Below are 21015 nucleotides of genomic sequence, written 5' to 3'. Positions count from 1 at the left end.
TTGCTCGGTTAATGAGCGTTAACACGTTTCCTTCAGGTTAACGACCACTAACGCAACTGTCTAGAATTGATTTCGTGACCGACGCAGCAACCCGCCTCCAGCCCGCCCCCGCCCTCACCCGCCGTGAGCAGATCCTCCGGGAGGCCGCCCGCCTCTTCGCCGAGCGCGGTTTCCACGGTGTCGGGGTGGACGAGATAGGGGCGGCGGTCGGCATCAGCGGCCCCGGTCTCTACCGGCACTTCGCCGGCAAGGACGCGATGCTGGCGGAGCTGCTGGTGGGCATCAGCGAGCGGCTCTTCGACGGGGGCTGCAAGCGGGTCGCCGAGGCCGCGGCCGAGGCGGACGGAGACCCGGCCGCCGTGCTCGACTCGCTCATCGACGGCCATATCGACTTCGCCCTGGACGACCGGGCGCTGATCACCCTCCACGACCGTGAGCTGGGCCAGCTGCGCGACAGCGACCGCAAGCAGGTGCGCTCCCTCCAGCGCCGGTACGTGGAGCTGTGGGTCGACGTCGTCCGCCGGCTCCACCCGGACGCCACCGAGGCCGACGTCCGCGCCGCCGTGCACGCCGTCTTCGGCCTGCTCAACTCCACCCCGCACCTCAGCCGCCCCGCCGCCCTCCCGGGCCGCACGGCCACGGCGGCGCTGCTGCGGCGGCTGGCGCTCGGTGCGCTTGCCGCGTTGTCCGCGGATGCGGTGTAGGTCGTGGTGGGTGCACCTCCGCTGCGCGGCGGTGTCCTCAAACGCCGGACGGGCTTGATGTGGCTGAGCTCAGCTACAACCGGCCCGCCCGGTGATCGAGGACGCGGACTCTGGACAGCCCTGCTGACCCCTCGGTAACTTCAGCCGAGCAAGCGCTTAGTAGGCGTGGGACGAGGGAGGGGGCCGCTGTGCGTCGCACGGTGTTCAACGAGGATCACGAGGCGTTCCGGGAGACCATCCGCGACTTCATCGCCGCCGAGGTCGTGCCCTTCTACGACGAGTGGCGCGAGGCCGGTTCGGCGCCCCGGGAGTTCTACAAGAAGCTCGGCGAGCTGGGTGTCTTCGGCATCGAGGTGCCCGAGGAGTACGGCGGCGCGGGCGAGAGCAGCTTCAAGTTCCAGGCCGTCATCGCCGAGGAGTGCGCCCGGGCGGGCGTGAGCTTCGGCGGCAGCGGCGTGCACACCGCGCTCTGCCTGCCCTACCTCCTGAAGTACGCCACCGAGGAGCAGAAGCGGCGCTGGCTGCCCTCCTTCGTCTCCGGCGACATGATGACCGCCATCGCCATGACCGAGCCCGGCACCGGCTCGGACCTGGCCGGCATGAAGACCACCGCCAGGCTCTCCGAGGACGGCACGCACTACGTCCTCAACGGCGCCAAGACCTTCATCACCGGCGGTGTCCACGCCGACCGGGTGCTCGTGTGCGCCCGCACCGCCCCGCCCACACCCGAGGACCGGCGCGGCGGCATCTCCATCCTCGTCGTCGACACCGCCTCCGAGGGCTACGCGGTCGGCCGCAAGCTGGAGAAGCTCGGCCTCAAGACCTCCGACACCGCCGAACTCTCCTTCACCGACGTCAAGGTGCCCGTGGAGGACCTCCTCGGCGAGGAGGGCGAGGCGTTCGGCTACCTCGGCCACAACCTCCCCCAGGAGCGGCTGGCCATCGCCGTCAGCGCGTACGCCCAGTCCGCCGCGGCCGTGGAGTTCGCCAAGGCGTACGTCCAGGACCGCACCGTCTTCGGGCAGTCGGTCGCCGCGTTCCAGAACACCAAGTTCGTCCTGGCCGACTGCAAGTCCGAGGTCGACGCGATGCAGGCGGTCGTCGACCGCGCCCTCGACGCGCACGACGCCGGTGAGCTGACCCCGGCCGACGCCGCGTCCGCGAAGCTCTTCACCACCGAGCGCGCGGCCACCGTCATCGACAAGTGCCTCCAACTCCACGGCGGCTACGGCTACATGATGGAGTACCCGATCGCGCGCCTGTACGCGGACACCCGCGTGACCCGCATCTACGGCGGCACGAGCGAGGTCATGCGCTCGATCATCGCCAAGTCGATGGGCCTGTAGGCCGCCCCACCCATCCCGTAAGGAACCACCGGCCCCATGAGCGAGCCCACCACCCCCCTGGACGATCTGCTCGGTCAGCTCGACCTCGAGCCTATTGAGCAGGACATCTTCCGCGGCACCACCGGCCGCCCCACCCTGGTGCCCCGGGTCTTCGGCGGGCAGGTGGCCGCTCAGGCCCTGGTCGCCGCGGGACGCACCGTCCCCGGCGACCGCCTCGCCCACTCCCTGCACTCCTACTTCCTGCGCCCCGGCGACCCCGAGGTGCCCATCGTCTACACCGTCGACCGGATCCGCGACGGCCGCTCCTTCGCCACCCGCCGCGTGGTGGCCGTCCAGCACGGGCAGCCGATCTTCCACCTCTCCGCGTCCTTCCAGACGTACGAGGAGGGGCTGGAGCACCAGGAGCCGATGCCGCCGGCGCCGGACCCGGTGACTCTGCCGACCGCCGCCGAGATGCTGCCCCAGTACGCCGACCACCTCGGCGGACCCGACATCGTGGAGCTGATCCTCAAGGCGCGCGGGGCCGTCGACCTGCGGTACGCGGAGGAGCCGCCGTTCGCCAGCATGGGGGAGCCGCGCGAGCCCAAGTCGCAGGTGTGGTTCCGGACAAACGGCAAACTGGCCGACGACCCGCTGCTGCACCTCTGCCTGGCCACCTATGTCTCCGACATGACGCTCCTGGACTCCGTCCTGCTCGCCCACGGGCGCGGCGGCTGGGCGGTCGGTGACGTCGTCGGGGCCAGCCTTGACCACGCCATGTGGTTCCACCGGCCCTTCCGGGCCGACGAGTGGCTGCTCTACGACCAGGAGAGCCCGACCTCCCAGGGCGGCCGCGGGCTCGCCAGGGGTCGGATCTTCACGCAGGACGGGCGGTTGGCGGTTTCGGTCATCCAGGAAGGCGTGGTCCGGGTCCCGCGTGGCTGAGCCAAGTACCCTCGTGAAGCTGATCATTGGGAACGACTTCGGGAGGGAACAGCGATGACGCGCGCGCCGGCGCCCATGGCGATGGTGACCAGAGTGCTGCTGATGGGCGGAGGCATCGTCGGCATCGTCCTCGGCGCCATAGCCCTGTTCTTCTGGCACACCAGGATCGTCGAACTCACCGGCGGCCCCCGGGTGGTGTCCGGAATCGGCTTCCGGCTCGCCGAGGCCGCGGTCCTCTACGGAGGCAGCTGGCTGTGCGTCCGCGCGTGGAACGGCGGTCCCGGCACGTCGCGGGAAACGGCCTAGCCCGGTCCTAGGCCTGCGCTGCCAAGCCCGCCGCGGCCAGCAGGTACGCCGTCAGCGGGTCGTAGAAGCGCGGGCTGAGGACGTGGTCGTCGAGCGGCACGGCGACCTGGAGGGTCCCCTCGGCCTCGGCGAGGAAGAGGGCCGGGTCGTTGGAGTCCGCGTAACCGACCGCGTCCAGACCGCGCTGGGCCGCGCATCCCGCCCAGCCGTGGTCGGCGACGACCAGGTCCGGCAGCGGGCGGCCCTCCCGGGCGAGACCGTCGAGGATCGCGGCCATGGGGGCGGGGGAGTGCGTGTGCCACAGCGTCGCCCCGCGCTCGAAGACGGCGACGTCCGCGAACTGGAAGACGTACCCCTCGTCCGCCGTCAGCCCGTCCGGGATCACCACGATCTCGCACCCCGCCGCCCGCAGCGCGGCGGCCGTGGCCCGGTGCACGTCCAGCAGCCCGCCGGGGTGCCCGGTCGCGAAGAGCACCCGCTGCCGGCCCGCCGCCGCCTTGCGCAGCACGGCGGCCATGCGGTCCAGGGCCGCGACCGTGAGCTCGGGGTCGATGGTGTCCTGGCCCGCGCGGTGGCCCAGATCGTCGCTGACACCGCAGCGCTCCGCCATGACGGCCAGCACGTCCTGCTCGTCCGTCCAGCGGTCGCCGAATTCCAGCCCGAACCAGTAGTGGCGATCACCGTTCGCGAGCTTGCGGTAGTGGTCGAGGTTGTTCTCGCGGGGCGTCGCGACGTCTCCCGCGATGCGCGTACGGACGAGGTGATCGATCAGAGCGGTACGGCTGGGTATCGACATGGGCTCATTCTCTCCCGCGTTGTGTGCACGATGGACGAGGCGCCCCCACGCGATGGACGTCGTGTCCATATGGCGAGTCCGGACCCCTTCAATCCGTACATGTGCGGAATCCGTCGCCCTGCCTACCCTCGGGTACGTCCTCCACTGCCGCCCCGACGTTGCCCCGACCGTAATTCGTCCGTGATTCGAGAGGCCCCCGCATGACCCCCCAGAACAGCCCCGCCCCCCTTGAACCGCGTGGCCCCGTCGACTCCTCCCGCATCCCGCGCTACGCCGGTCCCGCCACCTTCGCCCGCCTGCCCCGGCTGGACGAGGTCGGCACCACCGACATCGCCGTCGTCGGCGTGCCGTTCGACACCGGCGTCTCCTACCGGCCCGGCGCGCGCTTCGGCGGCAACGCCATCCGTGAGGCCTCCCGTCTGCTGCGCCCGTACAACCCGGCGCAGGACGCCTCCCCCTTCGCCCTCGCGCAGGTCGCGGACGCCGGTGACATCGCGGCGAACCCGTTCAACATCGACGAGGCCGTGGAGACCATCGAGGCCGCGGCGGACGACCTGCTCGGCACCGGCGCCCGCATGATGACGCTGGGCGGCGACCACACCATCGCGCTGCCGCTGCTGCGCTCGGTCGCCAAGAAGCACGGCCCGGTCGCCCTGCTGCACTTCGACGCGCACCTGGACACCTGGGACACCTACTTCGGCGCCGAGTACACCCACGGCACGCCGTTCCGCCGGGCCGTCGAGGAGGGCATCCTCGACACCGAGGCGCTGTCCCACGTCGGCACGCGCGGCCCGCTGTACGGCAAGCAGGACCTGACCGACGACGAGAAGATGGGCTTCGGCATCGTCACCTCGGCGGACGTCATGCGCCGCGGCGTCGACGAGATCGCCGACCAGCTCCGCCAGCGCGTCGGCGACCGCCCGCTGTACATATCCATCGACATCGACGTCCTGGACCCGGCCCACGCCCCCGGCACCGGCACCCCGGAGGCGGGCGGTCTGACCTCCCGCGAGCTGCTGGAGATCATCCGCGGCCTGTCCTCCTGCAACCTGGTCTCCGCCGACCTGGTCGAGGTCGCCCCGGCGTACGACCACGCCGAGATCACGTCGGTGGCGGCGTCGCACGCGGCGTACGAGCTGACGACGATCATGTCCCGGCAGATCGCGGCATCGCGCGTCTGACCCACCCGGGGCTCCGCTCCCGGACCCCCGGTCCTCAAACGCCGGACGGGCTCATTTGCCGGCCCGTCCGGCGTCGTGCGTAAAGACCCCGTAAGGCAAGGCGCCCCCCGCGCCAAAGATCCGTAAGGACACGGTCACGGTCCGTGCCCGGCCCGGTTGGCTGAGCGCATGCTCTACCGTGCCCCGCAACGCCGCAACCCCCGCCGCCACCGCCGGGTCGCCGGCGGCCTCGTCGATCCCAAGCAGCTGATCGCCTCCTTCCCGGACGCGGTCCGCAAGCTGCACCCGAGGGTGATGGTCAAGCACCCGGTGCTGTTCGTCGTCGAGGCCGGGGCCGTGCTCACCACGCTGTCCGCCGTCCTCGACCCGTCCGTCTTCACCTGGCTGATCAGCGTCTGGCTCTGGCTCACCGTGGTCTTCGCCAACCTCGCCGAGGCCGTCGCCGAGGGCCGGGGCAAGGCGCAGGCCGAGACGCTGCGCCGCACCCGCTCCACCACCGTCGCGCGGCGGCTGCGGTCCTGGCGGGTGGGGATCGGGCGCTACGACTGGGAGGAGCAGCGGGTGCCGGCGGCCGATCTGCGGCCGTACGACTTCGTGGTGGTCGAGGCGGGCGAGACCATCCCCGGTGACGGCGAGGTCGTCGACGGGGTCGCGGCGGTGGACGAGTCGGCCATCACGGGCGAGTCCGCGCCGGTCATCCGCGAGGCGGGCGGCGACCGCTCGGGCGTCACGGGCGGCACGAAGGTGCTCTCCGACCGGATCGTCATCCGGATCACCTCCCGCCCCGGCCACACCTTCCTCGACCGCATGATCGCGCTCGTCGAGGGCACCACCCGGCAGAAGACCCCCAACGAGCTGGCGCTCAACATCCTGCTCTCCTGCCTCACCGTCATCTTTCTGCTGGCCGTGGTCTCGCTCCAGCCGATGGCCGGCTGGTCGGGTGCCCCGCAGAGCATCACCGTGCTCGTCGCCCTGCTGGTCACCCTCATCCCGACCACCATCGGCGCGCTGCTGTCCGCCATCGGCATCGCGGGCATGGACCGGCTCGTGCAGCGCAACGTCCTCGCCCTGTCGGGCCGCGCCGTCGAGGCCGCCGGTGACGTCAACACCCTGCTGCTCGACAAGACCGGCACCATCACGCTCGGCGACCGGCAGGCCGCGTCCTTCGTGCCCGTCAAGGGCGTCACGCACGAGCTGCTCGCCGACGCCGCCCAGCTGTCCTCCCTCGCCGACGAGACCCCCGAGGGCCGTTCCGTCGTCGTGCTCGCCAAGGAGAAGTACGGACTGCGGGAACGCCCCGAGGGGGATCTGGCGCACGCGCACTGGGTGCCCTTCACCGCGCAGACCCGGATGAGCGGCGTCGACTTCGCCTACGGGGAGGAGTTCTGCCGCATCCGCAAGGGCGCGGGCGCCTCCGTGACGCGGTGGGTCGCCCAGCGCGGCGGTTCCGTACCCGCCGAGGCGGGCTGGATCACCGACTCCATCGCGGCCGGGGGCGGCACCCCGCTGCTCGTCGCCGTCGAGGACGCGGACGGCGCCCGGGTGCTGGGCGCCGTCCACCTCAAGGACGTCGTCAAGCCCGGCATCGCCGAGCGCTTCGCCGAGCTGCGGGCCATGGGCATCAAGACCGTCATGATCACCGGCGACAACCCGCTCACCGCCAAGGCCATCGCCGCCGAGGCGGGCGTCGACGACTTCATGGCCGAGGCCACCCCCGAGGACAAGCTGGCCCGGATCAAGGAGGAGCAGGCGGGCGGCAACCTCGTCGCGATGACCGGCGACGGCACCAACGACGCCCCGGCACTGGCCCAGGCCGATGTGGGCGCGGCCATGAACACCGGCACCTCGGCCGCCAAGGAGGCCGGGAACATGGTCGACCTGGACTCCAGCCCCACCAAGCTCATCGAGATCGTCGAGGTCGGCAAGCAACTGCTCATCACCCGCGGGGCCCTGACGACCTTCTCCATCTGCAACGACGTCGCCAAGTACTTCGCGATCGTCCCCGCCATGTTCGGCGGCGTGGCCGGCTACGAGGGCCTGGAGAAGCTCAACATCATGGGCCTGCACAGCTCGACCTCGGCCATTGCCTCGGCGATCGTCTTCAACGCGCTCGTCATCGTCGCCCTGATCCCGCTCGCCCTGCGCGGGGTGCGCTACGCCCCCTCCTCCGCCCACGCGCTGCTGCGCCGCAACCTGAGCCTGTACGGGCTGGGCGGGCTGATCGCGCCCTTCGCCGGCATCAAGCTCATCGACCTGCTGATCCAGTACCTGCCCGGCATCTGACGCGGACACGCAGCGCCACCGACGGCGATCACTTTGTTGCGATGGGATGAAAAACGCAGCCCACAGCGTTGGGGCCTTCCGTCAGTGGAGAACAGCGGGAGGTCTCGGGTGGCGGCGACGGATACGACCGGTGCGGCGGAAGACGCCGGTCAGGGCTGGGCGAAACGGCTCGCTCACTACTGTTGGCGATACCGCCGCACGGTATGGCTCGCCCTGGGCTCCTCGCTCGCCGGCATGGCCGTCATGGCCCTCGTCCCGCTGATACCCAAGCTCATCATCGACGACGTCATCGGCTCCCACGAGCGTCCCCTCGCCCCCTGGGCCACGCTCCTGATCGTCGCCGCGGTCGTCGTCTACGGCCTGACCTACATCCGCCGCTACTACGGCGGCCGGCTCGCGCTCGACGTGCAGCACGACCTGCGGACCGAGATGTTCGCCTCCATCTCCCGGCTCGACGGCAAGCGGCAGGACGAACTCTCCACCGGCCAGGTCGTCGGCCGGGCCACCAGCGACCTCCAGCTGATCCAGGGCCTGCTGTTCATGCTGCCGATGATGATCGGCAACATCCTGCTCTTCGTCATCTCCCTCGTCGTGATGGCGGTCCTCTCCCCGCTGCTCACCGTCGTCGCCCTCGCCGTCGCCCCCGCGCTGTGGTTCCTCGCCCAGCGCAGCCGCACCAAGCTCTTCCCCGCCACCTGGTACGCCCAGGGCCAGGCCGCCGCCGTCGCGGGCGTCGTGGACGGTGCCGTCACGGGCGTGCGGGTCGTCAAGGGCTTCGGCCAGGAGGCGCAGGAGGCCGGCAAGCTCCGCGAGGTCAGCCGCAGGCTCTTCGCCGGGCGGCTGCGGACCGTGCGGCTCAACTCCCGCTACACCCCCGCCCTCCAGGCCGTCCCCGCCCTCGGCCAGGTCGCCATGCTCGCCCTCGGCGGCTGGATGGCCACCCGCGGCCAGGTCACCCTCGGCACGTTCGTCGCCTTCTCCACGTACCTCTCCCAGCTCATCGGTCCGGTACGGATGCTGACCATGATCCTGACCGTCGGTCAGCAGGCCCGCGCCGGAGTCGAGCGCGTCTTCGAACTCATCGACACCGAACCGGCCGTCGAGGAGCGCACGGACGCCCGCGCGCTGCCCGAGGACGCCCCCGCCACCGTCGAATTCGACGACGTCACCTTCGGCTACGACCCCGCCCGTCCCGTCCTCGACGGCTTCTCCCTGCGCCTGGAGCCCGGCGAGACCGTCGCGGTCGTCGGCGCCTCCGGCAGCGGCAAGTCGACCGTCTCCCTGCTGCTCCCGCGCTTCTACGACGTGACGGGCGGTGCGGTACGGGTCGGCGGCCACGACGTGCGCGAGCTGACCCTGTCCTCGCTGCGCGCCGCGATCGGGCTGGTCCCCGAGGACAGCTTCCTCTTCTCCTACAGCGTCCGCGACAACATCGCCTACGGGCTGCCGGACGCCACCGACGAGCAGATCCGCGCCGCCGCCCGCGCCGCACAGGCGGACGGCTTCATCTCGGACCTGCCCGACGGCTACGACACCAAGGTCGGCGAGCAGGGCCTCACCCTCTCCGGCGGCCAGCGCCAGCGCATCGCGCTCGCCCGCGCCATCCTCACCGACCCGCGCCTGCTGCTCCTCGACGACGCGACGTCGGCGGTCGACGCGCGCGTGGAGCACGAGATCCACGAGGCGCTGCGCGGCGTCATGGCCGGCCGGACGACGCTGCTCATCGCCCACCGGGCGTCGACGCTGGCGCTCGCCGACCGCATCGCCGTCCTCGACGGCGGCCGGCTCGTCGACGTCGGCACGGCGCAGGAGCTCGAAGAGCGCTGTGAGCCCTACCGGCGGCTGCTGACCGACCCGGACACCCTCGGCGGCGTCCAGCAGGACCCGGCGGGCCTCACGGCCGCACCGGGCGTCACCGATACCGCCGAGGCCACGGCCGTCGGGCACGCGCGCGTGGACGGCGTCACCCCCGCCCTGTGGGTGCGCAAGGAGACGGCCGGTACGTCGGCGGCCGACGGCATGGACGGGTCCCTGGCCGGGATGCCCGCCACGCCCGAGCTGCTGGCCAAGGTGGCCGCGCTGCCCCCGGCGTCGGACATCCCCGACATCGACGAGGAGCAGGCGGCACGGCCCGAGAAGGACTACGGCCTGCGGCAGCTGCTGCGCGGCTTCCGGGCGCCCCTGCTGGTGAGCCTGCTGCTGGTGACCGTCGACGCCGTCGCCGGTCTGCTGCTGCCCGTACTGATCCGGCACGGCATCGACCAGGGCGTCCAGCGCGCGGCGCTCGGCGCGGTCTGGGTCGCCTCCGGGCTCGCGCTCGCCGTCGTGGTCGGACAGTGGGCGGCACAGGTCGGCGAGATGCGGATGACGGGACGCACCGGCGAACGCGTGCTGTACGCGCTGCGCGTGAAGATCTTCGCCCAGCTCCAGCGGCTCGGGCTCGACTACTACGAGCGCGAACTGACCGGCAAGATCATGACGCGGATGACGACCGACGTCGACGCGCTGAGCTCGTTCCTCCAGACCGGTCTGATCACCGCCGTCGTCTCCGTCCTCACCTTCTTCGGCATCCTCGTCGCGCTCGTGGTCATCGATGTGCAGCTGGCCCTCGTCGTCTTCGCCACCCTGCCCCTGCTCGTCGTCGGCACCGTCGTCTTCCGGCGCAAGAGCGTCAAGGCGTACGAGCTGGCCCGTGAGCGGGTGGGCGTCGTCAACGCCGACCTCCAGGAGAGCGTCGCGGGGCTGCGCATCGTCCAGGCGTTCCGCCGCGAGGCCGTCGGCGCCCGGCGGTTCGCCGAGCGCAGCGACGGCTACCGGCAGGCGCGCATCCGCGGCCAGTGGCTGATATCCGTCTACTTCCCGTTCGTCCAGCTGCTGTCGTCCGTCGCGGCCGCCGCGGTCCTGATCGTGGGCGCGGGCCGGGTGAGCGAGGGCACGCTGACGGCGGGCGCCCTGGTGGCGTACCTGCTCTACATCGACCTCTTCTTCGCCCCCGTGCAGCAGCTCTCGCAGGTCTTCGACGGCTACCAGCAGGCGACCGTCTCCCTCGGCCGGGTGCAGGAGCTGCTGCGCGAGCCGACGGCGACGCCCGTGCCGGAGCGGCCGCGCGAGGTGCGGGAGCTGACCGGCGAGATCGTCTTCGACGACCTCCACTTCCACTACGGCGACGGCGAGGAGGCCCTCGCCGGCATCGGGCTGACGATCCCGGCCGGGCAGACGGTCGCGTTCGTCGGCGAGACGGGCGCGGGCAAGTCCACGCTGGTGAAGATGGTCGCCCGCTTCTACGACCCGTCCTCCGGCGCCGTCCTCGTCGACGGCCACGATCTGCGGGAGCTGGACCCGACGGGCTACCGGCACCGCCTCGGCGTCGTCCCGCAGGAGCCGTACCTCTTCCCCGGCACCGTGCGCGACGCCATCGCCTACGGCCGTTCCGACGCCTCCGACGCGGAGGTCGAGGCGGCGGCGCGGGCGGTCGGGGCGCACGAGATGATCGCCACCCTGGAGGACGGCTATCTGCACGAGGTCACCGAACGCGGCCGCAACCTCTCGGCCGGCCAGCGGCAGTTGATCGCCCTGGCCCGCGCCGAGCTGGTCGACCCGGACATCCTGCTGCTGGACGAGGCCACCGCCGCCCTGGACCTGGCGACCGAGTCCCTGGTCAACCAGGCCACGGACCGGCTGGCGGGCAAGCGCACGACCCTCGTCGTCGCCCACCGGCTGACCACGGCCGCCCGCGCGGACCGCGTGGTGGTGCTCGACCACGGCCGGGTCGTGGAGGACGGCACACACAGCGAACTGCTCGCGCTGGACGGGCGGTACGCCGAGCTGTGGCGGACCTTCACCGGAGAGGCGGTCCCGGCGTACCGGGCGGGGGTCGTGGGGTGAGCCCGGAATGACCACGGGCGCGTGCTCCCCCGGGCGTGACGCGCCGGCGCAGTCGCGCGCGTTCGCCAACGGCACGGTCGTGGTCAGGTGCCGCAAGCACAGCGGTTGATCATCTTCCGCTTAGCGGCGGTCAGTCGACGACCACTCAGTGATCAGTCGAGAGAAAAGTCTGGCGTGGCGGATGACGCCCCCGGTAGGTTCGCGGCGACTTTTGCGAACCCAGGGGAGGGCGAATGCGCAAGGCGCTCAGATGGCTGCTGGCGCTGGTGGTGCTCATAGGTGCCATCGGTGTCAGCGGTGCGACGGCGGGGACGGCGACGGCCGCCGCCGATCCGGACATCAAGGAACGCATCCTGAAGATTCCCGGGATGAGTTTCGTCGAGGAGAAGCCCTACGAGGGCTACCGCTACCTCGTGCTGAACTACACCCAGCCGGTCGACCACCGGAACAAGGCCAAGGGCACCTTCCAGCAGCGCTTCACGCTGCTGCACAAGGCCACCGACCGGCCGACCGTCTTCTACACGTCCGGGTACAACGTCTCCACGACGCCCAGCCGCAGCGAGCCCACGCGCATCGTCGACGGCAACCAGGTCTCGATGGAGTACCGCTTCTTCACCCCCTCCCGGCCCCAGCCGGCGGACTGGAGCAAGCTCGACATCTGGCAGGCGGCCACCGACCAGCACCGCCTCTACCAGGCCCTCAAGCCGGTCTACGGCAAGAACTGGCTGGCCACCGGCGGCAGCAAGGGCGGCATGACGGCGACGTACTTCCGCCGCTTCTACCCGAACGACATGAACGGCACCGTCGCCTACGTCGCGCCCAACGACGTGGCCGACAAGGAGGACTCGGCCTACGACCGCTTCTTCGCGAACGTCGGCGACAAGGCCTGCCGCACCCAGCTCAACTCGGTCCAGCGCGAGGCGCTCGTCCGCCGCACCGAGATCGTGGCCCGCTACCAGAAGTGGGCCGACGACAACGGCCAGACCTTCAAGGTCGTCGGCAGCGCCGACAAGGCGTACGAGAACGTGGTCCTCGACCTGGTGTGGGCCTTCTGGCAGTACCACCTGCAGAGCGACTGCAAGACCGTCCCCGCGACCAACGCCTCGACGGACGCCCTCTACAAGTTCGTCGACGAGATCTCCGGCTTCTCGGCCTACACCGACCAGGGCCTGGAGCGCTTCACCCCGTACTACTACCAGGCGGGCACCCAGCTCGGTGCGCCCACCTTCGAAACCCGGCACCTCAAGGGCCTCCTTCGGTACCCGGGGATCTACCAGCCGCGCAGCTACGTGCCGCGTGACATCCCGATGCGCTTCCAGCGCGGTGCGATGGCCGACGTGGACCGCTGGGTGCGCGAGGACAGCACCCGGATGCTCTTCGTCTACGGCCAGAACGACCCGTGGAGCGGCGAGCCGTTCCGCCTCGGCAAGCGCGCCGCGGCCCGTGACGACTACCGCTTCTACGCACCGGGCGGCAACCACGGCGCGAACATCTCCCAGCTCGTCGCCGACGAGCGGATCAAGGCCACGGCCGAGGTCCTCGAATGGGCCGGTGTCGCGCCCGCGGCCGTGAAGAAGGACGAGTCGCGCGCCAAGCCGCTCGCCCCCTACGACGCGAAGCTCGACCGCCAGAGTGTCGAGCGGGAGCAGACCCTGCGGCCGTGACGTTCTAGGGACAGGCCCTAGGCCCAATGCCGTTGCGATAGCTGTGGGCGTAGGCTTTGGGTGCTGTTCCGGGGGTGGTGCCGATGGCTGAGCGTGTGCCTGAGCTGGCGGGTCTGGGGTTGTTGACCTGGGTGTATCCGCCGGGCTTGGTGGATCGGGTGGTGGCGGCGTGCGGCCGGACCGAACAGCGCAGACGGCTGTTGCCGGCTCGGCTTACGGTCTATTTCGTGCTGGGTCTGGCGCTGTTCTCCCCGGCGCCGTATCTGGAGGTGCTGAGGCATCTGGCCGAGGGCCTGCGGAGTGCCGGCCTGTGGGGCGACTGGCGGATCCCCGCCAAGTCATCCCTGTTCAGGGCCCGGGAGAGGCTCGGGGCTGAACCGTTGCGGGTGCTGTTCGCCGCCACCGCGAGGCCCTTGGCCGGGACGGGAACACCCGGTGCGTCCTGGCGGCGACTTCGGCTGACGGCAGTGGACGGCACCTGCTGGGACGTCGCCGACTCACCTGCGAATGCTGCGGAGTTCGGCCGTCCGGGCAACACCCGCAAGCCGGACCGGTCGGCGTTCCCGCAGGTACGAATGGCCGCGTTGGTTGAGTGCGGGACGCATGCGGTGCTCGACGCGGAGCTGGGCGGCTGCCGGGTCGGCGAGCTGACCCTGTCGGCCCGGCTGGTGCGCTCAACCGGCCCGGACATGCTCGTGCTCGCCGACCGTGAGTTCCTCGGTGTGCCGTTGTGGCGGGCCTTCACCGCGACCGGTGCCCATCTGCTGTGGCGGGTCTCGGCGAACCGGGTGCTTCCCGTTCAGCAGCGGCTTGCGGACGGCTCCTGGCTCAGCCGCCTGCATGCCGGCACCGACGGGAAGAAGCGTGACCCGGTCCGGGTGCGGGTGATCGCCTACGGGCTCGAAGGAATCGGTCCCCGTTCGGGAGTGGAGGAGTACCGCCTGGTCACCGACCTCCTCGACGAAGAGCTCTACCCCGCAGCGGAGTTGGCCGCCGTGTACTGCGAGCGGTGGGAGGCCGAATCGGTATTCGCCGAGATCAAGACGCAGCAGCGCGGTCCGCGGGTCGTGCTCTCCAGCAAGACGCCCGAGGGTGTGCGCCAGCAGATCTGGGCGCACCTGCTGGTCCACTACGCCCTGCGGTCTCTGATGGTCCGATGCGCCACCGCCCAAAGAACCGATCCGGACCGGCTCTCCTTCACCGACACGCTGCGCGCCGTCCGGCGCAGCGTCACCACCTCGCCAGGTGTCTTTTCCCCCTGAACTGCTGATCGGACACCTGACGCGGTGGCGTGACGACAGCCTGGACGGCCTTCGGCCCCCACGCCGACTTCGCAGTCAACCACGGGTCGTGAAACGCAAGATGTCCAACTACCGGCTCAAAAGAGCCGCACACCGCCACTGGCCACAACCCACCCAAACCCCCACCCAGGCCGTCCTCATCCACCCACCGAGAACGGCCAGACCGTAACGCAACGGCATTGGCCCTAGGCCAGGCGGCGGGCGCACCCGATGGGTGTCCCGCCGCCGACCTGTACGTACAGGGCCGTCGACGGCGGGCAGTCGGCGCGGGTGCGGACCGTGCGCGTCACCAGATACTCCGGGGGACGGGCGGGGGAACCGTCGCAGGCGGTCTCCTTCACCACGCCGCGCCGCTCGGTGTACACGCAGTCGCCGACGACCGTGAGCGGGCCGCCGCCCATGCCGGGGTCGCCCGGGTGCGGCGGCCGCAGATTGCGCATGCAGGCGTAGCCCTCGGGGGCGCTGTCCTCCTCGGAGACGCCGTCGACGGCGGTGATGTGCAGGACGTAGTCGGTGGCGGACGGGCAGCGCGGGCCCTTCGCCAGCGGGCCGTTGAAGCGGGCGAGAACCCGCGCCGCGGCCGCCGGGCCCGCGCAGGGCACCTCCTCGATGGCGGCGGCCGCCCGGCCCCGGCTCGCGCACTCCTCCGCCTCCAGGAACACCGGGCCCTGCCCGGACCGGGTGGGTCCGGCTCCGGCCGGGGCGGCGACCGCCGCCGCCTCACCGCGGCCGGCCCCCTGACACGCGGACAGCGTGTACATCCCCACCAGCACCGCGCACACCAGCAGCGCCTTCGGCAGCGCGCCTCGGCGCATGAACTCCCCCGTCCCCGTGATGCGCGTACAGAGTGGCCCGCCCGGCCCCGTACCCGCCAGGCGTGGGCCGGGCTTCGCGGAGCGTGACCGCCTGTCCGCCGGGCCGCCGCCGGCGCTCTCGAAGGGGGGTGCGCCGACGGCGGCGTGCTGCCGGTCGCAGGCGGCGGAGAGGGTGGCCGGCGGCGACGCCGGCACCGCTCTGCGAGGAATCAGCGACAGCACGCGCCTTGGACGAGCTGTGCCGCCGGGCGGTTCCGCGCCTGGGCCTGTCCGGCGGATCACGGGGGCGCACCACTGCTGCGCGGCGGTGTCCTCAAGCGCCGGACGGGCTGGTTGGCTGGGCCCAGCAATATCAGCCCGTCCGGCGCTTGAGGACAGAGCACAGCAGCCCGTCCGGCGCTTGAGGACAGAGCACAGCAGCCCGTCCGGCGCTTGAGGACAGAGCACAGCAGCCCGTCCGGCGCTTGAGGACGCGCCCGCAGGGCGCCCGCCGCCGTAGGCAACACAGCGGTCGGCAGTCGAGGGCCCGCCGGTCAGGCGAGAGGCGGCAACGACGGGCCTGCAGCCGAAGATCCGCCGGACAGGCCCTGAGCGGTTCCCCCGGAGGCGGGCCGCGCTGCGCGGCCCCGGCCGGGCAGCCGCAGCGTGAGGAGCTTGGCGCGCGGCGCCAGCCGGCGGATCATCGCGAAGACCGACTCCGTACGGGAGTGGTCGGTGTCCAGCACGCTGAAGAGGTTGGCCCCGAGGTAGAAGGCGATCGCCGCGTTCGCGAGGTCGCGCGGCGGGGTGAGCCGGGCCAGCGGGGTGCCGCCGATGACCCGCTCCAGGGTCTCCTCGATGAAGTCCTGCCACGGCTCGGCCCGTGCCCTGATGCCCTCGCGCAGCTCCGGCTTGGCGACGGCGGCGGCGACCAGTTCGCTGAAGAGCGTCAGATGGCCGCCCGCCAGGTCGTCGCGGTAGATGCGGGTGGCGGCCTCGGCGAGCTCCTCCAGGGTGGCGGCGTGCGCGACGGTGGCGCTGTGCAGGGCCATCCGCTCGGCGGAGGAGCGGTCGAGGGCCGCGAACAGCAGCGGGTCGACGCCGCCGAAGTGATAGAAGACCAGGGCCGAGTTGACCCCGGCCTCCTTGGCGATCGTCCGGGCACTGGCCTTGCCGTACCCCTGCGTCCGGAGCACCGTCCCCGCAGCGGCGATCAGTCGTTCCTTGGTCTCCACCGTCATGTGCCGCCCTCTCGCAGAGGGCTCATCATACGGTCGGGGCAGGGGCCGGGACGGGGCCGGAGGCGGGTCGACGCCGTGGTCAGAGGCGGTGTCCGGGGGCGGGTCCGCGATGTCTTCGGGCCGCGCCCTCAGCCCGATCCGGCGCCGGCGAGCAGGCCCAGCAGATACTGCCGTCCCGGCCCGGCCAGCTGGGCGAAGTCGGCCGTGTGCGGATGCCAGCGCTTCTCGTACTCCCAGCTGAGCCAGCCGTCCCAGCCCGCCCGGCTGAGCTCGCCCACGCAGGCACCCAGCGGCAGCACCCCCGAGCCGAGGGCGAGCGGGGCCGGATCCTCGGCCGAGGCGACGTCCTTGACCTGCACATAGCCCAGGTGCGGGGCGACCGCCGGGAAGCTGACGGCCGGTTCCTCGCCGCCGAGCCAGGTGTGCAGCACGTCCCACACCGCGCCGACGCTGGGGTGCCCGACGGGACCGAGGACCCGGGCGGTGTCGGCGGCCCGGGGGTGCGAGTCGTGCGTCTCCAGCAGCACCCGGACGTCCCTGTCGGCGGCGAGCGGCGCGACGGCCCCGAGCCGGCGGGCCGCGAGCGCGTCGGCCTCCGCCGCCGGCAGATCGCCGCCTCCGGGGAAGACCCGCACGTACGCCGCGCCGAGGTCCCCGGCGAGCCGGATCAGCTCCTCCAGCTCGCCGAGCACCACCTCGTCGGCCTGCTCCGCGGCCACCCGTGCGTACCCGGCCACGGCCAGGATCCGCACCCCTGCCTCCGCGAACTCCCCGGCCACCCGGTCCCGCTCCGCGGCCCCGGTCCCGGGGTGCACGGGTTCCTCCGGGTGGGCCCGCAGCTCCACGCCGTCGTAGCCGTACGCGCCCGCGAGCCGCACCACCTCCGGTACGGGCAGACCGGGCACGGCGAGGGTGGAGAAGGCCAGCTTCATACGGGCTCCGTAGGTCGTCGGCGTGGCGCGGGCGGGCGGTGGCGGCCACCCGTGCGTGTCCTTCGTGATCCGTTTCCCGCTGGGCCGACGAAAATGCCCCCGCGGCGGCAAACGGTGCGAATCGCCGCGTGGGCACCGGTGGAGGTGCTAGCTTCGCAGGCGCTCGTGACAGGTCGTGGCCGGCGAGGAGAGGACCCGCTCCGATGACGCACAGATCGGCCGGAGCAGCCGGGGGCAAGGCCGGCGGTGGTGCCAGGACCGCCAGGACGATACGCATCGCGATGAACGGCGTGACCGGCCGCATGGGCCACCACCAGCATCTCGTGCGCTCCGTTCTCGCCCTGCGCGAGCAGGGCGGCATCGACCTCGGGGACGGCACCGCGCTGTGGCCCGAGCCCGTCCTCGTCGGGCGGAACGAGGGCCGGCTGCGGGCGCTCGCCGAGCGGTACGGCGTCCCGGAGTGGTCCACCGACCTCGACGCCGTCCTCGCCGACCCCACCGTCGACGTCTATTTCGACGCCCAGATCACCGCCGCCCGCGAGGCCGCGCTGCGCAAGGCCATCGCCGCGGGCAAGCACGTGTACTGCGAGAAACCGACCTCCCTCGACGTCGGCGGCGCCCTCGACCTCTACCAGCGCGCCCGGCGGGCGGGCGTCAAGCACGGCGTCGTCCAGGACAAGCTGTTCCTGCCGGGGCTGCGCAAGCTCAAACGGCTCGTCGACGGCGGGTTCTTCGGCCGGGTGCTGTCCGTGCGCGGCGAGTTCGGCTACTGGGTCTTCGAAGGCGACTGGCAGCCCGCCCAGCGGCCCTCGTGGAACTACCGCGAGGCGGACGACGGCGGCATCACCGCCGACATGTTCCCGCACTGGGAGTACGTCCTGCGCGAACTCTTCGGGCCCGTCCGGTCCGTGCAGGCGCACCTGGCCACCCACATCCCCCGCCGCTGGGACGAGCGCGGCCGGCCCTACGAGGCGACGGCCGACGACGCGGTCTACGCGATCCTCGAACTGGACGGCGGCGTGGTCGCCCAGCTCAACTCCTCCTGGGCGGTGCGGGTGCACCGTGACGAGCTGCTGGAGTTCCAGGTCGACGGCACCGAGGGCTCGGCCGTCGCCGGGCTGCGGTCCTGCCGGGTCCAGCACCGGTCGGTCACCCCGAGGCCCGTCTGGAACCCCGACCAGCCGGTCACGGGAGACTTCCGGGCGCAGTGGCAGGAGGTCCCGGACAACGGGGACGACGGGCCCGGGACCAATGCCTTCAAGGCGCAGTGGGAGCTGTTCCTGCGGCATGTGGTCCTCGACGAGCCCTGGCGCTTCGACCTTCTCGCCGGTGCCCGGGGCGTGGAACTGGGCCTGCTGGCCCGGATGTCCGCCGCCGACGGCCGCCGGATGGACGTCGGGGAGCCGGGGCGGTGATCCGGCTGCCGGACGCCTCCGGTGCCCTGCGTCCGTACACGCCCCGGGAAGCGCCCCCGGCGCCCCCCGGCGGCCCGCCCCCGGCGTCCCGTGCCGTCCTGGCCGCCGCCCACGTCGTCGCCGACCCCTTCGGCAACACCACCGGTCAGGGCCCCGCCGACCTCGACTGGGAGGCCACCCTCGCCTTCCGCCGCCATCTGTGGGCGCACGGTCTCGGAGTCGCCGAGGCCATGGACACCGCCCAGCGCGGCATGGGCCTCGACGCCCGGGCCGCCGCGGAACTCGTCCGGCGCTCGGCCGTCGAGGCGAAGGCCGTCGGCGGCCATCTCGTCTGCGGGGCGGGGACCGATCAGCTGACACCCCCGTACGGCACCCCGGCCGATGTCTGCGCCGCCTACGAGCAGCAGCTCGCCCACATCGAGGGGCACGGCGCCACGGCCGTGGTGATGGCCTCCCGGGCCCTCGCGGCCGTCGCCACCGAAGCCGACCACTACCGGGAGGTTTACGGGCGGCTGCTGCGCCAAACGGCCGGACCCGTCATCCTCCACTGGCTCGGCCCCATGTTCGACCCTGCCCTGGAGGGCTACTGGGGCAGCACCGACCTGGACACCGCGACCGACACCTTCCTCGACATCGTCACCGACCGGCCGGACAAGGTCGACGGCGTCAAGGTGTCCCTGCTCGACGCCGACCGGGAACGCGCGCTGCGCCGCCGTCTCCCCGCCGGGGTGCGCTGCTACACCGGCGACGACTTCCACTACCCCGAGCTCATCGAGGGCGACGCCCACGGCCACAGCGACGCCCTCCTCGGCGTCTTCGACCCGCTGGCGCCCCTCGCGGCCCACGCGACGCGGCTGCTGGACACCGGGGACCGGCAGGGCTTCCGCGCCGTCCTGGACCCCACCGTCACCCTCGCCCGGCACCTCTTCGAGCCGCCCACCCGGTACTACAAGACGGGCGTCGTCCTGCTGGCCTGGCTGGCCGGTCACCAGGGCGCCTTCGCGATGGCGGGCGGGCTGCACTCCGCCCGCTCCCTGCCGCACCTCGCACGCGCCTACGAACTGGCCGACGGTCTCGGGCTGTTCCCCGACCCGGGGCGTGCCGAGGAGCGGATGGCGCGGCTGCTGGCGGTGCACGGGGTGGAGCGGTGAGCGACCCCGGCCCTCCCGCCGCTCCGGCGGGGTTCAGCCTCAACCAGCAGACCGTGCGGCAGTGGTCGCTCCCCGAGCTGGCGGCGGGCTGCGCGGCCGCCGGAGTGCGGCACGTGGGGCTGTGGCGCGAACCGGTCCGGGAGTACGGCGCCCCGGCCGTCGCCCGGCTCGTGCGGGACGCCGGACTGACCGTCACCAGCCTGTGCCGGGGTGGTTTCCTGACCGCCGCCGACCCCGCCGGGCGGGCCGCGGCCCTCGCCGACAACCGGGCGGCGGTGGAGGAGGCCGCCGTGCTCGGCACCGACACCCTCGTGCTGGTCTCGGGCGGTCTGCCGCCGGGCAGCCGGGACCTGGCCGGGGCCCGCGAGCGGATCGCCGACGCGCTGGCCGAGCTGGGCCCGTTCGCGGCCGGGCACGGAGTGCGGCTCGCGATCGAACCGCTGCACCCCATGTACGCCGCCGACCGGTGTGTGGTCTCGACGCTGGGTCAGGCCCTGGACCTCGCCGAGCGGTTCCCCGCCCGGCAGGTCGGGGTCGTGGTGGACACCTACCACCTGTGGTGGGACGACACGGTGGCCGCACAGCTCGTACGGGCGGGGGAGAGCGGCCGGATCGCCGCGTTCCAGCTCGCCGACTGGGTCACCCCGCTGCCCGAAGGGGCCCTGCTGGGGCGGGGGCAACTGGGGGACGGGTGCGTGGATCTGCGCTGGTTCCGCGAACGGGTGGCCGCCGCCGGATACACGGGGGCCACCGAGGTCGAGATCTTCAACCCCGCCCTCTGGGCGCGCGAGGGGGCCGAGGTCCTCGCGGAAGTGCTGGACCGGTACCGGGATCATGTGCTCTGAGTGAGCGGGGCCGTCATTACGGTCACGGTCCGTCGCGATCGGTAACGGATCGATAACTCCTCGAAATCGCTGCAACCCTACGGCGCCCGAGTGAGTCGTACATGGCATCGGGCTTCCCGGGGAGGGATCCGGGGGGATTCGGGGAAGCCGATTCTGGGGGGAACGCGAGGGGCCCGGTCGTCGGACCGGGCCCCTCGAATTTTTCCGTCGCGGTGGTGGGAAAGAACTGCCCCCGCTGCTGTACCGG

General features: G+C 72.1%; 16 protein-coding genes. 12 read left to right on the top strand and 4 right to left on the bottom strand.

The window, feature by feature from the left end:
- The first annotated feature begins 74 nt into the window (after positions 1-74).
- The 4 genes from JO379_RS12295 (at position 75) to JO379_RS12280 (ending at position 3280) form a co-directional block, all read left to right on the top strand.
- Positions 75-704: an SACE_7040 family transcriptional regulator gene (locus JO379_RS12295; protein WP_130877948.1), complete on the top strand. Its 630-nt coding sequence runs from the start codon at positions 75-77 to the stop codon at positions 702-704.
- Positions 705-892: 188 nt separating this feature from the next.
- Entirely contained in the window at positions 893-2050 is a 1158-nt protein-coding gene (locus JO379_RS12290; protein WP_130877947.1) for an acyl-CoA dehydrogenase family protein, read from the top strand.
- A 36-nt stretch (positions 2051-2086) separates the two neighbouring features.
- Positions 2087-2974: an acyl-CoA thioesterase II gene (tesB, locus tag JO379_RS12285; protein WP_209514958.1), complete on the top strand. Its 888-nt coding sequence runs from the start codon at positions 2087-2089 to the stop codon at positions 2972-2974.
- A 54-nt stretch (positions 2975-3028) separates the two neighbouring features.
- Positions 3029-3280 carry a hypothetical protein gene (locus tag JO379_RS12280; protein WP_130877945.1) on the top strand — a complete coding sequence of 84 codons (252 nt, stop codon included), beginning with the start codon at positions 3029-3031 and terminating at the stop codon, positions 3278-3280.
- Between the two features lie 7 nt (positions 3281-3287).
- Here JO379_RS12280 and JO379_RS12275 read toward each other — a convergent pair whose 3' ends face one another.
- On the bottom strand, positions 3288-4076 hold the full coding sequence (locus JO379_RS12275) for a phosphatase (RefSeq protein ID WP_130877944.1): 789 nt from the start codon (positions 4074-4076) through the stop codon (positions 3288-3290).
- Positions 4077-4276: 200 nt separating this feature from the next.
- On the opposite strand from JO379_RS12275, the gene speB reads away from it, so the two are divergent.
- The 5 genes from speB to JO379_RS12250 all read left to right on the top strand — a co-directional run bounded on the left by speB (position 4277) and on the right by JO379_RS12250 (position 14351).
- Positions 4277-5257 (top strand): agmatinase, encoded by a 981-nt coding sequence (speB, locus tag JO379_RS12270; protein ID WP_130877943.1) that lies wholly within the window; start codon positions 4277-4279, stop codon positions 5255-5257.
- A gap of 168 nt (positions 5258-5425) precedes the next feature.
- Positions 5426-7540 (top strand): potassium-transporting ATPase subunit KdpB, encoded by a 2115-nt coding sequence (gene kdpB, locus JO379_RS12265; RefSeq protein ID WP_209514957.1) that lies wholly within the window; start codon positions 5426-5428, stop codon positions 7538-7540.
- Positions 7541-7648: 108 nt separating this feature from the next.
- Positions 7649-11425: an ABC transporter ATP-binding protein gene (locus JO379_RS12260; protein WP_209514955.1), complete on the top strand. Its 3777-nt coding sequence runs from the start codon at positions 7649-7651 to the stop codon at positions 11423-11425.
- 233 nt (positions 11426-11658) lie between these two features.
- Positions 11659-13089: a S28 family serine protease gene (locus JO379_RS12255; RefSeq protein ID WP_130877940.1), complete on the top strand. Its 1431-nt coding sequence runs from the start codon at positions 11659-11661 to the stop codon at positions 13087-13089.
- A gap of 83 nt (positions 13090-13172) precedes the next feature.
- Positions 13173-14351: an IS4 family transposase gene (locus JO379_RS12250; protein ID WP_209514724.1), complete on the top strand. Its 1179-nt coding sequence runs from the start codon at positions 13173-13175 to the stop codon at positions 14349-14351.
- A 224-nt stretch (positions 14352-14575) separates the two neighbouring features.
- Here the strand turns inward: JO379_RS12250 and JO379_RS12245 are convergent, their stop codons facing one another.
- From JO379_RS12245 to JO379_RS12235, 3 genes are all read right to left on the bottom strand, one after another.
- Positions 14576-15205 carry a hypothetical protein gene (locus JO379_RS12245; protein WP_209514953.1) on the bottom strand — a complete coding sequence of 210 codons (630 nt, stop codon included), beginning with the start codon at positions 15203-15205 and terminating at the stop codon, positions 14576-14578.
- 533 nt (positions 15206-15738) lie between these two features.
- Positions 15739-16425: a TetR/AcrR family transcriptional regulator gene (locus JO379_RS12240; RefSeq protein WP_209514951.1), complete on the bottom strand. Its 687-nt coding sequence runs from the start codon at positions 16423-16425 to the stop codon at positions 15739-15741.
- A 128-nt stretch (positions 16426-16553) separates the two neighbouring features.
- Positions 16554-17357, bottom strand: coding sequence for a sugar phosphate isomerase/epimerase family protein (locus JO379_RS12235; protein ID WP_209514950.1), 804 nt, complete (start codon positions 17355-17357; stop codon positions 16554-16556).
- A gap of 203 nt (positions 17358-17560) precedes the next feature.
- Between JO379_RS12235 and JO379_RS12230 the strand changes: the two genes are divergently transcribed.
- From JO379_RS12230 to JO379_RS12220, 3 genes are read left to right on the top strand one after another with little or no spacing between them, the layout of a single operon-like run.
- A complete protein-coding gene (locus JO379_RS12230; RefSeq protein WP_245381450.1) occupies positions 17561-18772 on the top strand; it encodes a Gfo/Idh/MocA family protein in 1212 nt (403 codons plus the stop codon).
- Positions 18769-19923, top strand: coding sequence for a dihydrodipicolinate synthase family protein (locus JO379_RS12225; RefSeq protein WP_209514948.1), 1155 nt, complete (start codon positions 18769-18771; stop codon positions 19921-19923). The genes JO379_RS12230 and JO379_RS12225 overlap by 4 nt, the downstream gene beginning before the upstream one ends.
- Positions 19920-20768, top strand: coding sequence for a sugar phosphate isomerase/epimerase family protein (locus tag JO379_RS12220; protein ID WP_209514946.1), 849 nt, complete (start codon positions 19920-19922; stop codon positions 20766-20768). Before JO379_RS12225 ends, JO379_RS12220 begins: the two co-directional genes overlap by 4 nt.
- Positions 20769-21015: the final 247 nt, after the last annotated feature.

Origin of the sequence: Streptomyces syringium, assembly GCF_017876625.1 — a bacterium.
Lineage (GTDB): Bacteria > Actinomycetota > Actinomycetes > Streptomycetales > Streptomycetaceae > Streptomyces > Streptomyces syringius.
Note: the sequence above shows the minus strand (reverse complement) of the source record. Positions and strands in the feature narration are given on the sequence as shown.